Source organism: Erythrobacter sp. (genome assembly GCF_038133525.1).
Lineage (GTDB): Bacteria > Pseudomonadota > Alphaproteobacteria > Sphingomonadales > Sphingomonadaceae > Qipengyuania.
Genome location: NZ_JAYPTL010000075.1, coordinates 1 through 11,335, shown reverse-complemented (window position 1 = coordinate 11,335; position 11,335 = coordinate 1). Strand labels below are relative to the sequence as shown.

Here is an 11,335-nt window from a genome sequence, read left to right as displayed (position 1 = left end):
GCCTCGAAAGGCTCAATCTCGAAAGCTCCCCGCGGACCATTCCACACCCGGGAGCGGCAGGTCTTGAGCACGTCACCCAACGCCTCGACCGCAAGCGGCCCGACGTCGAGGATCATCTCGTCCGCCGCCACCTCATGGACGTTGCAAATACGCAGCGACGGCGGGTTGGCGGCGAATTCCTTTGCCACGACGACGTCATAGGGCAGGTGCACCGTGCAACCCGCATGATCGGCTTCGTCCATGATCCGGCTGGCCGTTGCGGTGAGGTCATGTTCGCACAGCGACTTGCCTACATCGACGCCCTTGGCGGCGAGGAAGGTGTTGGCCATGCCGCCACCGATGATCAGGTGCTGGACCTTGCCCACCAGATTGTGGAGCACATCGAGTTTGGTCGATACTTTCGCGCCGCCAACGACCGCTGCGACCGGCATTTCGGGATCGCCCAGCGCGGCATCGAGCGCCCGCAGTTCCGCCTCCATCGCCCGCCCGGCGTAGGACGGCAAGAAGTGGGTAATTCCTTCGGTCGTCGCGTGCGCGCGGTGTGCGGCGGAAAAGGCATCGTTGACGTAGAAGTCGCCGATTGCGGCGATGCCCTTGGCGAATTCCGGGTCGTTGGCTTCCTCACCCGGCCAGAAGCGGACATTGTCGAGCAAGCCGATATCGCCGGGCCCCAGGATACCCACGGCCTGTTCGACGACAGGACCCGTCACTTCCGGGATGAACATGATTTCCTTGCCCAGCACGCGCTCGACATCGCCCTGCACCATGCTGGTGCTCATGGTCGAGTGGCGCGCGCCCTTGGGGCGGCCGAAGTGGGCGAGTAGCAGGACCTTTGCGCCCTTTTCGCTCAGTTCGAGGATGGTCGGCTTCGCCGCCTCGACGCGGGTCACGTCACTCGCGCGACCCTCGTTCATAGGCAGGTTGAGGTCGACGCGTACCAGCGCGACCTTGCCCCTGATATCGCCAAGATCGTCGAGTGTCTTGAAGCCGGCCATCAGTCGATCCTTAGAGCAGGCTGGCCACCACGCCCGTGGTGTCGATCATGCGGTTCGAGAAGCCCCATTCGTTGTCATACCAGCTGACCACACGGGCCAGCTTTCCTTCGAGCACCGAGGTTTCCAAGCTGTCGATAGTCGAACTGGCCGGCTCGTGGTTGAAATCGCTGCTGACGAGCGGCTGGTCGGTATAGGCGAGCACACCCTTCATCGCACCTTCCGACGCAGCCTTCAGAGCGGCGTTCAGCTCTTCTGCGGTGGTATCGCGACCCGGGACGAAGGTCAGGTCGACAAGGCTGACATTCGGCGTCGGCACGCGGACCGACGATCCGTCCAGCTTGCCCTTGAGCTCGGGCAGGACCAGGCCCACCGCGCGCGCTGCACCGGTGGTGGTCGGGATGATGTTCTGGGCGCCGCCGCGCGCACGACGCAGGTCGCTGTGAATCTGGTCGAGCATGCGCTGGTCATTGGTGTAGCTGTGGACAGTGGTCATGAAACCACGCTCGATCCCGACGAGATCGTTGAGCACCTTTGCTACCGGAGCGAGGCAGTTGGTGGTGCAGCTGGCGTTCGAGATGACGTCGTCATCGGCTGTCAACGTGTCGTGATTGACCCCGAAAACGATGGTCTTGGACACGCCGGTGGCCGGCGCCGAGATTACGACGCGCTTGGCACCAGCAGCGATGTGCGGGCGGGCGGCCTCGTCCGACTGGAAGAATCCGGTGCATTCAAGGACGATGTCGACGCCCATCTCACCATGCGGCAGCTTGCCGGGATCACGCTCGGCGGTGACGCGAACGTGCCGGCCATTGATCACCAGATTGTCTCCGTCGACCTCCACGGTGCCGGGGAAACGGCCGTGAGTGCTGTCGAATCCAAACAGCAGCGCGTTCGAGCGCGTATCCGCCAGGTCATTGATGCTGACCAGCTCGAGATTGTGATCTGTACGCTCCAGAATGGCGCGAGCCACAAGCCGGCCGATACGTCCGAAACCGTTGATTGCAACCTTGGTCGCCATGAAAGAAGCTCCTGCTTAGCCGTTCAATTTGTTCAAGATTTGCGGGACAATTGCCTCCGCGGTGATACCGAATTTCGCGAACAGTTCCTCCGCGGGTGCCGAAGCCCCGAAGCGGTCGATGCCGATCGCCAGGCCGTTGTCGCCGATGAATCGCTCCCAGCCTTGCGTGACGCCCGCTTCTATCGAAACCTTCAGCGCATCGGTGGGTAATACGTCTGCACGGTAGGCGGCGTCCTGCGCAGCGAAGAGTTCCATGCAAGGCATCGAGACCACATCGGCACCCACGCCCTGCTCTTCAAGCTTGGCTGCGCATTCCATGGCCACCGCAACTTCCGAACCGGTTGCCACCAGCACGACCTTGCGCGGAGCGTCGGCTCCCTTCAGGCGATAGGCTCCCTTGGCCGAACGGTTGGTGGCTGCGCTCCAGTCAGCATCACCCTCGCCACGCAACTGGGGAAGGTTCTGGCGGCTCAGCGCCAGGACTGCCGGAGTTTTCGGTGCCTCGAGCGCTAGGGCCCAGCATTCCGCGGTCTCGATCGTATCGCAGGGGCGATAGACGTTGAGGTTGGGGATCAGGCGCATGCTCATGATCTGTTCGATCGGTTGGTGCGTCGGCCCGTCCTCACCCAGCCCGATGCTGTCATGCGTCAGGACATAGGTGACATTGATCTGCTGCAAGGCCGAGAGACGGATCGCGTTGCGGCAGTAATCGCTGAAGATCAGGAAGGTACCACCATATGGCGCCACCCCGCCGTGCAGCGCCATGCCGTTCATCGCGGCAGCCATGCCGAATTCACGGATGCCGTAATAGACGTAGCGCCCGCTGTAGTCGTCAGCTGAGAATGGTGCCGTCGAAGCAGTTTTGGTGTTGTTCGATCCGGTAAGATCGGCCGAGCCGCCGACCAGCTGCGGCAGCTGTTCGGTAAGGGGGCCCAGCGCCATCTCCGACGCCTTACGGGTCGCAACGATCTTGGGGTTAGCGGCGAGATCGCGCACATAGGCTTCGAGTGCCGGGCTTGCGCGGTCGCCAATGCCTGCCATGTGGCTTTCGAACTTCGCCCGCCGTCCGGCGTCGGAAGCGAGCCGCGCTTGCCACTCCGCATGAACTGCCTGTCCACGCTCGGTAGTGGCGTGCCAATCGACCAGGATATCCGCCGGAATTTCGAATGGCGCTGCATCCCAACCAAGATACTCGCGGGCCGCGGCCACTTCGTCGGCTCCGAGCGGCGCACCATGGACATTGTGGCCTCCCTGCTTGTTGGGCGCGCCCTTGCCAATCACGGTACGGCAAGCCACCAGCGACGGACGGGGATCGGCCTGCGCTTCGTTCAGCGCCCGACGGATATCGTCGAAATCGTGCCCGTCGCAGCTTGTGACATGCCATCCGGTCGCTTCGTAGCGAGCCTTAATATCTTCACTGGTCGACAGGTCCGTATCGCCATCGATGGTAATGCGGTTGTCGTCCCACAACACGTTCATGCGGCCAAGCTTGAGATGCCCCGCCAGGCCGATCGCCTCGTGGTTGATTCCCTCCATCAGGCAACCGTCACCGGCGACCACCCAAGTACGGTGATCGACCAGCTCATCTCCGAAAACGGCGTTGAGGTGTCGCTCTGCCATTGCCATGCCCACTGCCATGGCCAGGCCCTGGCCGAGGGGTCCTGTGGTGCATTCGACACCTTCGAGCAGGAAGTTTTCCGGATGGCCTGCGCAAGGGCTGCCAAGCTGGCGGAAATTGCGGATGTCATCCATCGTCGGACGCGCGTAGCCCGACAGGTTGAGCAGGCTGTAGATCAGCATCGAGCCGTGGCCGGCGGAAAGCACAAAGCGATCGCGATCGGCCCAATGCGGGGCCTTCGGATCATGCTTGAGAAACTCGGTCCACAACACCGTGGCGACATCGGCCATGCCCATCGGCATGCCGGGATGTCCCGAATTCGCCGCTTGCACCGCATCCATCGAAAGCGCCCTGATGGCGTTGGCCATCCGGGCCATGCGTGCGGTGGGAAGGCTCATTCGTTTGCTCTCCGGGATTTGGGGTCGATTCGACGCGGGCCCGCCATTGCGGAGGGGAAGCGGTAGGTCAAGGCGCGCGCGGGCCTGCTTGCCCTGCGGTGAGCGCAAAGGCCTCAACCCGGTTATCAACAGCCTGCCCCAACCCTTTGCCAGCGTGCACCAAAATTGATATCCATCTGTGTCATGAGTTCGCAGCGAATCTCTCAGGCCATGGAGCGGATCGATGCCGCCCTCGCCCGGATCGAAACGCAGGCGGCGCTTGCCCGGCATGCGGATCCCTCTCGCGATCGTCCCCCTGCCGAATTGGTCGAGCGCCACGAGGCGCTACGCGAAATCGTCGATGCCAGCCTCGCCGAACTCGACTCGCTGATCGAAAGGCTGGAAGGATGAGCGACGTTATGCTCGAGGTGGGCGGCCGCAAGTATTCGGTTGCCTGCCAGGACGGCCAGGAAGCGCATGTCCAGCGCCTTGCCGGCGTGATCGATTCCAAGCTGGGCTCGATGGGTGCCAACCTGTCGAGCCAGGAAGCCAAGAACCTGCTTTTCGCGGCGCTACTGCTGGCTGACGAGCTCGACGAGGCCCAGAAACAAGCCGGCGAAGCGGCCGATGCCGACCCGGATTTCGACGCAGAGCGGCTTGCGGGACAGCTCGAGCGGCTCGCCGGGGCACTCGAAAACGCAGCGCAGGTTCTTGAGGGCGCGACCACAAGCGCCTAGATACACTTTTGGCGGGGCTGCCCGGCACGAGCTGCATGAATATCCCTGAGGCTATAAGCAATCCAAGGGAGCTGTCCCTACCCCGGTTTGCGGGTTCGTCCTGGAGATTGGGGCAAACGGCGCCCACCTGACGTTGAGGCGTCAGAGGATTTCTCCGGCAACCGACCCATGGTGGTCCCGCCACTTTCCCGGAACTGACCAGCGTATTAGGGGCGTGGCGTGACAACCAAGACCGAGCTTCGCCAGATCCTGCGCACGGCCCGCCGTGATCACGTCGCTGCGCTGCCCGATTCAGTACGTGGCCTGCTCTTCCATCGACCGCCGGCACCGCTGCTCGAAGTCATTCCCGATGGCGCGACTGTTGGTCTTTACCGCGCAAATCCCTTTGAGGCCCCTGCGGCTTCCTATGCGCGCTTCTTCTTCGAGAACGGGCATCCGCTGGCCCTGCCTCGCTTTACGCATCGCGATGCGCCAATGGAGTTCGCGGATTTCGCCGATCCATTCGAGGAAACCGACCTCGAGATCGGTCCCTACGGCCTATTGCAACCGACCGCCGATGCAGCCGCAACCGAACCGTCCATAGTCTTCGTCCCGCTTCTGGGTTTTACCGCATCAGGCGCCCGCCTGGGCCAGGGCGGGGGGCACTATGACCGCTGGCTCGCTGCGCGCCCACACACCACCGCAATCGGGCTTGCGTGGGATTGCCAGCTAGTCGAAGCGCTTCCGTCCGAACCACATGACCAGCCTCTCGCGGCCGTCGTCACCCCCACTCGCATATACGGACCCTTCGCATGAGGACCGAACCCACCTGGCGCATCCCGGTAGGCTTGCTTGGCTTACTCTTGTTTCTTGCAATCTACGGCCTCGTAGTCGCGCGTTATGTTCCGGAAATTATCGAGGGGTGGCCAACCCTGATCCAGACCCTCGTCTACATCGCCTTTGGCCTCGCCTGGCTTTTGCCCATGCGCGGTTTCCTGGCCTGGATGGAAACCGGCCGCTGGCGATGATTGCCAAGGATGCCCGCCTCCCCTAGCCTGCCTGGCAGAGGAGAGGCACTGGATGGATTCCATGAGGGGTGGCGCATTGATTGATGCGCAGGAGAAGCCTTCGGTATGGCTTAAACTGGCGCATGGGTCTGGCGCGGCCGCGTTCGGAATCAAGAACAACGGCTTCGACTACTTTCTGCTGCTGTTTTACGGAACCGTAGTGGGTCTGGAGCCGGGCTTGGTCGGCCTGGCTCTGCTGATAGCTCTGGTAGCGGACGCAATAAGCGATCCTCTGGTCGGCTACTGGTCCGACAACATGCGCTCCCGATGGGGCCGTCGCCATCCGTTCATGTATGCTTCTGCGATCCCCGTTGCTTTGAGCTATTTCCTGCTCTGGGACCCTCCCGAACTCAGTCAGATGGGTCTGTTCGTCTATCTCACCGTGCTCGCAGTGACGATCCGGACTTTCATCACTTTTTACGAGACACCCAGTTCAGCGCTGATCCCCGAACTTACCACCGACTATGAGGAGCGGACCAGCCTGCAATCCTACCGCCTGTTTTTCGGCTGGGCAGGTGGCAATGTGATGAGCGTGCTGATGTTCGGTATCCTGCTCGCCGGGCCACTCGGCATGCGCGACCGCGATGCCTACGCCACGTATGGTATCATCGCTAGCGGCCTGATCTTCCTCACGATCCTGACTTCTGCACTAGGTACCCACACCCGCATTCCTCACCTCCACCAGCCGCCGATCCCTACGGAGCGCTTCAGCGCGCGGCGGATATTCCGCGAAATGATCGAGACGCTGAGCGAGAAGAGCTTCCTGGCGCTGTTCGCAGCCACCATTCTGTTCGCGATCGCGACAGGATTGTCTGCCGCGCTGGCCTTCATCATGCTCAACTACTTCTGGGGCTTCAGCGAGGTCCAGATCTTCATCTGGACCTGCATGGTTTTCGTCTCCGCTTTGCTGGGTGCCATGATCGCGCCCTTTGCCACGCGTCGAATGGGCAAGAAAAAGGCGACAATCGTGCTGGGTGTGCTCGCTTTCACCATACAACCCGCACCAGTTCTGTTCCGTCTTCTTGGCCTGATGCCCGCAAATGGCGACCCACTGCTGTTTCCGCTGGTCCTTACGATCAATATCATCGACCTTTCGCTGATCATCGCCGTCACGGCAGTCGCTTTTTCCATGATCGCCGACCTGGTCGAATCGAACCAGGTCAAGACCGGGCGCCGCGCAGAAGGAGTTTATTACGCAGCGATGACCTTCACCCGGAAGACTACACAAGGTCTTGGTGTGCTGGCCGCTGGCATGATCCTTTCTGCCATTGCCTTTCCCGACGGTGCACCGCCTGAAAGCGTATCTCCCGAAATTCTTCGCCAGCTGGGAATGTATTACGCCCCTTCGCTTCTCTTCCTTTGGTTGAGCGCCCTGTTCTTCGTCTCACGCTATCGCATCGACAAGGAAGGACATCTCGAAAACCTGAGCAAGATCGCTGCGGCACGAGGCGATGCCCGATGACCCGCAAGATACTGGCAGCCACCTTGGTCATCGCGCTGCTGGCCGTAACTGCCGGCTGGCTCGGGCAGGCGCAGATCGGCACCTATCTGTTTGATCGAACGGTCGAGAGAAATGTCGGCCAGGATCCGACCGCGGCGCTGCCCGATGGCATCCACGCCTATCTTTGCGGCAGCGGCTCTCCCCTGCCCGATGCCCAACGCGCGGGGCCCTGTGTTGCAGTCCTCGCGGGTAAAGAGGCATTCGTCTTCGATGCTGGATCAGGCTCGATACGCAAATTGCAGCGGATGGGCTTCCCGATGGACCGTTTGCAGGCTGCCTTCCTGACCCATCTTCATTCGGATCATATCGACGGATTCGGAGAACTCATGCTGCAGGCATGGATGGCCGGAGGGCGGGATAGACCACTACCGATCTTCGGGCCGCAGGGTACCGATCAAGTCGTCGAAGGCTTCATGCAAGCCTATGCCATCGATCGCGGTTATCGCATCGCCCATCACGGCCCCGAGGTTGCACGACCGGGCGGGTTTGGCGGCGATGTGCGCATCATTGATCCATCCACCACTGGCTCCACCGTCTATCGTTCCAACGGGGTGACGATTCGAGCCTTGCCGGTCGACCACCAGCCAGTCGATCATGCGTTCGCCTATCGTATCGAGTACGGCGGTCGGTCGCTGGTAATCAGTGGCGACACCAAGCAATCGGCTGAACTCGCCATTTTTGCAAAGGGAGCGGACGTGCTGTTCCACGAGGCGCTCAACCCGCAAATGGTAGGTAAGATTGGCAATGCATTGGCCGACCATGGCAACAGCGATGGGGCCAAGATCATGTCCGATATACCCGATTACCATACGACGCCTGAGCAGGCCGCCGAGGTCGCAAACCAGGCTGGGGCTCGGGCACTGGTCTTGTATCACCTTGTCCCGGCTCCGCCCATCCGACCGGTCGAACGGGCGTTTCTGGGGAACGCGCCGGATCTGTTCGAGGGAGATCTGCGGGTCGGAAACGACGGTCTGCTCGTCAGCTTGCCCGCAAAGGGCAAGACTATCGAATTCACTGATCTGCTTTAGGAAAGTCCCAAGTGGCGCGAGTGACGGGGCTCGAACCCGCGACCTCCGGCGTGACAGGCCGGCACTCTAACCAACTGAGCTACACCCGCTTGAAGCGTTGCACCGCTTGGGAGCCGCGCCACTAAGGCAGGCTCTGAGTCCTGTCAATGCCGATTGCGGCGCTTTTTTTGCGGATTTGCAACGCCCTTCCACTGTTCCAATTCCATGCCCTCGCATTCGCAGGCGGCAACGGCTCCGGAGCAGGTCTTACACGCAAGAAACGACCCAGATCGAGCCAGTCAGCATCCTTCATATTTCCAGTTTCGCTTCTTGCCTTCAGCTAACCATTCGATCGCTTGCTGGATTCGTCGAGCGCGCGTCTCCGCCCGTTTTGCATCGGTTATCCATTCCAGATATTCGCGTCGATGCGACGGTGCCAGGGCGTCAAATATCGCAAGGGCCCTGGGCGAATCCACCAGTCTCGCCGCGAAGTCATCGGGCATTGGGATTTCAGGTTTTGGGGCAGGTCTTGCCCGTCCCTTGGTTGCGCTCCCATGCGTTTCTACCCGTCGCGCCGCAGCAGCTATTGCGGCTCTCAATTCGGTTTCCGTGGGTAAGTCACCCATCGAAGTAATCTTGCCGTAGGCCCCCATGCCGCCTTCGCTTCCCTGGCGCCCTTCGCCGTGGACGATAAATGCGCAATGCGCCTTGAATGCGCTCATCCCGGCAACGTTCTTCCCTGCCAGAAGGAAGTGCGGCATGCCCCACTTGATACCCTCCTCTCCCTCAGGAAGGGCACTATGTGCGACCGCTCGCAGGCGCGCGAGAATGGGCCGCGCAAATGGCGCGGCCTTGGCGATGTATGCATCGACACGAGGATCAGTCTTCATGGCAGCCTCCCTTGGGAGGCTCCATGCTAGCCCACTCAGGCGACGAGAATAAGTGCCGGACTTTCGATCAGCTTCTTGAGTGCCTGGATAAAGCTCGCCGCATCCCAGCCATCGACAACGCGATGGTCACAGCTGATCGAGACGTTCATCAGCTTGCGCTTGTCGATGCGTTCGCCGCCCATGCCATCGGGCACGAACATTGGGCGTTCGATGATGCGGTTGGGGCCGATGATCGCGACTTCGGGGCGATTGATGACCGGGGTCGTAGCCACGCCGCCGAGCGGACCCAGCGAGGTCACGGTCAGCGTACCGCCCTGCATCTCCTCAGCCTTGGCCTTGCCCGTCCGGGCAGCCTCGGCAAGCCGGGTGATTTCGTTCGCGAGCTGCCACAGGTTCTTGGCCTGCGCATCCTTGATGACCGGGACCATCAGGCCCGCATCGGTCTGCGCCGCCATGCCCATATGGACCGAGCCGTAGCGCGTGACCACGCCCGCTTCATCGTCATAGCGCGCGTTGATCATCGGGAAATCGGGCAGGGTCTTGCAGATCGCGGTGATCAGCAGCGGCAGGATGGTCAGCTTGGGCTTGTCGCCGCGATTGGCGTTGAGCTGCGCGCGCAATTCTTCGAGCGCAGTCACATCGCATTCCTCGACATAGGAGAAATGCGGGATGTTGCGCTTCGATGCCGCCATATTCTCGGCGATGCGGCGACGCATGCCGATAACCTTTACCTGCTCGTCCGAACGGCTCGGTGCAGCAGCGCCATACCCAGAGTTGTACGACAGGAAGGCATCGAGATCACCATGGCGAATGCGCCCGTCTTCGGCGGGTTTCACCTGGGCAAGGTCGATGCCGAGATCTTTCGCACGCTTACGCACCGCGGGGGTGGCGAGAACCTTGGCGTGGACCATTGGTTCGGGTGCCGGGGTTGGTGCGGGTAGCGGTTCAGGTCGAGGATCGGCAGCCAGCGCGTCGTCGGCATCGCTCGCATCGGAGGTCTCGACCTCGATCCGCTCTTCGACCACGGCCGCCTTGGGTGCCGGGGCCGCTTCTTCCTTGGCGTTCTCAGGCGCCTCACCTTCGACCTCGATCACGACCAGCATCGAGCCGATCGAAACCATATCACCCTCGCCGCCGGCGATCTCGAGAATTTTGCCGGTGACCGGGCTTTCCATTGGCACGGTCGCCTTGTCTGTCATCATGTCGACGAATTCCTCGTCTTCATTGACCGTGTCGCCGACCTGCTTGTGCCACTGCACGATTTCGGCCTCGGCGATGCCTTCGCCGATATCGGGCATGTTGAAGGTGAACTTTGCCATTGCGGTTTCTCGCTCTTCCTAAGTCATCGCGAGGCCCGGACGGGCCGCGGCGATCCAGTCCCGTCGCGCGCTGGATTGCCGCGTCGCCTGCGGCTCCTCGCAATGACTTGGGACGGTGTTGAATTCATTCGCTCAATATCTTGTCGATGGCCCCGCCGATGCGGATCGGGCCGGGGAAATAGGCCCATTCGAGGCTGTGGGGATAAGGCGTGTCGAAGCCGGTCACGCGCTCGACCGGGGCTTCGAGATGATAGAAGCAGCGTTCGGTGACGAGCGCCGAAAGTTCCGCGCCGAAACCGCTGGTGCGGGTCGCCTCGTGGACGATCAGGCAGCGCCCGGTGCGTTCGACCGACGCCTCGATCGCCTCGATGTCGAGCGGGACCAGCGTGCGCAGGTCCAGGATGTCGGCCTCGACGCCCTTCTCCCGGCACACCGCCTCGACCACATGGACCATGGTGCCATAGGCGAGGATGGTGAGCTGTTCGCCCTCGGTGACCTGCCGCGCCTTGCCGAGCGGGATCTTGTAATATCCCTCGGGCACCAGGCTGGCGTCGAACTTCTTCCACGGCTGCACCGGCTTGTCGTAATAGCCGGAGAACGGGCCGTTATAGATGCGCTTGGGCTCGAAGAAGATGACCGGGTCGTTGTCCTCGATGCACGAGATCAGCAGCCCCTTGGCGTCGTAGGGCGTCGCCGGAATCACCGTCTTGAGGCCCGAGACATGGGTGAAGATCGCCTCGGGGCTCTGGCTGTGCGTCTGCCCGCCGAAAATGCCGCCGCCGAAGGGCGAGCGGACCGTCATCGGCGCGATATATTCGCCCGCCGAG

At 61.8% G+C, this 11,335-nt stretch carries 12 protein-coding genes and 1 tRNA gene; 6 read left to right on the top strand and 7 right to left on the bottom strand.

Going from position 1 to position 11,335, the window contains the following annotated elements:
- The 3 genes from pgk to tkt form a co-directional block, all read right to left on the bottom strand.
- Window positions 1-995, bottom strand: a 995-nt coding sequence (gene pgk, locus AAFM29_RS15115; protein WP_341713614.1) for a phosphoglycerate kinase, incomplete at its 3' end; no start/stop codon positions are given.
- A 10-nt stretch (window positions 996-1,005) separates the two neighbouring features.
- Complete coding sequence (gene gap / locus AAFM29_RS15110; RefSeq protein ID WP_341713613.1) at window positions 1,006-2,013, bottom strand: type I glyceraldehyde-3-phosphate dehydrogenase; 1,008 nt, start codon at window positions 2,011-2,013, stop codon at window positions 1,006-1,008.
- Between the two features lie 15 nt (window positions 2,014-2,028).
- Window positions 2,029-4,029, bottom strand: coding sequence for a transketolase (gene tkt / locus AAFM29_RS15105; RefSeq protein WP_341713612.1), 2,001 nt, complete (start codon window positions 4,027-4,029; stop codon window positions 2,029-2,031).
- Between the two features lie 183 nt (window positions 4,030-4,212).
- Between tkt and AAFM29_RS15100 the strand changes: the two genes are divergently transcribed.
- From AAFM29_RS15100 to AAFM29_RS15075, 6 genes are all read left to right on the top strand, one after another.
- A complete protein-coding gene (locus AAFM29_RS15100) occupies window positions 4,213-4,419 on the top strand; it encodes a hypothetical protein (RefSeq protein ID WP_341713611.1) in 207 nt (68 codons plus the stop codon).
- On the top strand, window positions 4,416-4,745 hold the full coding sequence (gene zapA / locus AAFM29_RS15095; protein ID WP_341713610.1) for a cell division protein ZapA: 330 nt from the start codon (window positions 4,416-4,418) through the stop codon (window positions 4,743-4,745). The genes AAFM29_RS15100 and zapA overlap by 4 nt, the downstream gene beginning before the upstream one ends.
- A gap of 219 nt (window positions 4,746-4,964) precedes the next feature.
- Window positions 4,965-5,540, top strand: a complete 576-nt coding sequence (locus AAFM29_RS15090; RefSeq protein ID WP_341713609.1) for a 5-formyltetrahydrofolate cyclo-ligase — start codon at window positions 4,965-4,967, stop codon at window positions 5,538-5,540.
- Window positions 5,537-5,752 carry a DUF2842 domain-containing protein gene (locus AAFM29_RS15085; RefSeq protein WP_341713608.1) on the top strand — a complete coding sequence of 72 codons (216 nt, stop codon included), beginning with the start codon at window positions 5,537-5,539 and terminating at the stop codon, window positions 5,750-5,752. Before AAFM29_RS15090 ends, AAFM29_RS15085 begins: the two co-directional genes overlap by 4 nt.
- A 52-nt stretch (window positions 5,753-5,804) precedes the next feature.
- Window positions 5,805-7,253, top strand: a complete 1,449-nt coding sequence (locus AAFM29_RS15080; RefSeq protein WP_341713607.1) for an MFS transporter — start codon at window positions 5,805-5,807, stop codon at window positions 7,251-7,253.
- Window positions 7,250-8,320: an MBL fold metallo-hydrolase gene (locus AAFM29_RS15075; RefSeq protein WP_341713606.1), complete on the top strand. Its 1,071-nt coding sequence runs from the start codon at window positions 7,250-7,252 to the stop codon at window positions 8,318-8,320. The genes AAFM29_RS15080 and AAFM29_RS15075 overlap by 4 nt, the downstream gene beginning before the upstream one ends.
- Window positions 8,321-8,332: 12 nt before the next feature.
- On the opposite strand, the gene AAFM29_RS15070 is transcribed toward AAFM29_RS15075, so the two are convergent.
- The 4 genes from AAFM29_RS15070 to AAFM29_RS15055 form a co-directional block, all read right to left on the bottom strand.
- A tRNA-Asp gene (locus AAFM29_RS15070) sits at window positions 8,333-8,409 on the bottom strand.
- A 189-nt stretch (window positions 8,410-8,598) separates the two neighbouring features.
- Window positions 8,599-9,189: a YdeI/OmpD-associated family protein gene (locus tag AAFM29_RS15065; protein WP_341713605.1), complete on the bottom strand. Its 591-nt coding sequence runs from the start codon at window positions 9,187-9,189 to the stop codon at window positions 8,599-8,601.
- 35 nt (window positions 9,190-9,224) lie between these two features.
- Window positions 9,225-10,508, bottom strand: a complete 1,284-nt coding sequence (locus tag AAFM29_RS15060) for a dihydrolipoamide acetyltransferase family protein (protein ID WP_341713604.1) — start codon at window positions 10,506-10,508, stop codon at window positions 9,225-9,227.
- Window positions 10,509-10,632: 124 nt separating this feature from the next.
- Window positions 10,633-11,335, bottom strand: a 703-nt coding sequence (locus AAFM29_RS15055) for a transketolase C-terminal domain-containing protein (RefSeq protein WP_341713603.1), incomplete at its 5' end; no start/stop codon positions are given.

Coding starts and splice junctions, on each gene's coding strand:
- gap (WP_341713613.1), bottom strand. CDS start 2,013: ATGGCGACCAAGGTTGCAATCAACGGTTTCGGACGTATCGGCCGGCTT.
- tkt (WP_341713612.1), bottom strand. CDS start 4,029: ATGAGCCTTCCCACCGCACGCATGGCCCGGATGGCCAACGCCATCAGG.
- AAFM29_RS15100 (WP_341713611.1), top strand. CDS start 4,213: ATGAGTTCGCAGCGAATCTCTCAGGCCATGGAGCGGATCGATGCCGCC.
- zapA (WP_341713610.1), top strand. CDS start 4,416: ATGAGCGACGTTATGCTCGAGGTGGGCGGCCGCAAGTATTCGGTTGCC.
- AAFM29_RS15085 (WP_341713608.1), top strand. CDS start 5,537: ATGAGGACCGAACCCACCTGGCGCATCCCGGTAGGCTTGCTTGGCTTA.
- AAFM29_RS15080 (WP_341713607.1), top strand. CDS start 5,805: ATGGATTCCATGAGGGGTGGCGCATTGATTGATGCGCAGGAGAAGCCT.
- AAFM29_RS15075 (WP_341713606.1), top strand. CDS start 7,250: ATGACCCGCAAGATACTGGCAGCCACCTTGGTCATCGCGCTGCTGGCC.
- AAFM29_RS15065 (WP_341713605.1), bottom strand. CDS start 9,189: ATGAAGACTGATCCTCGTGTCGATGCATACATCGCCAAGGCCGCGCCA.
- AAFM29_RS15060 (WP_341713604.1), bottom strand. CDS start 10,508: ATGGCAAAGTTCACCTTCAACATGCCCGATATCGGCGAAGGCATCGCC.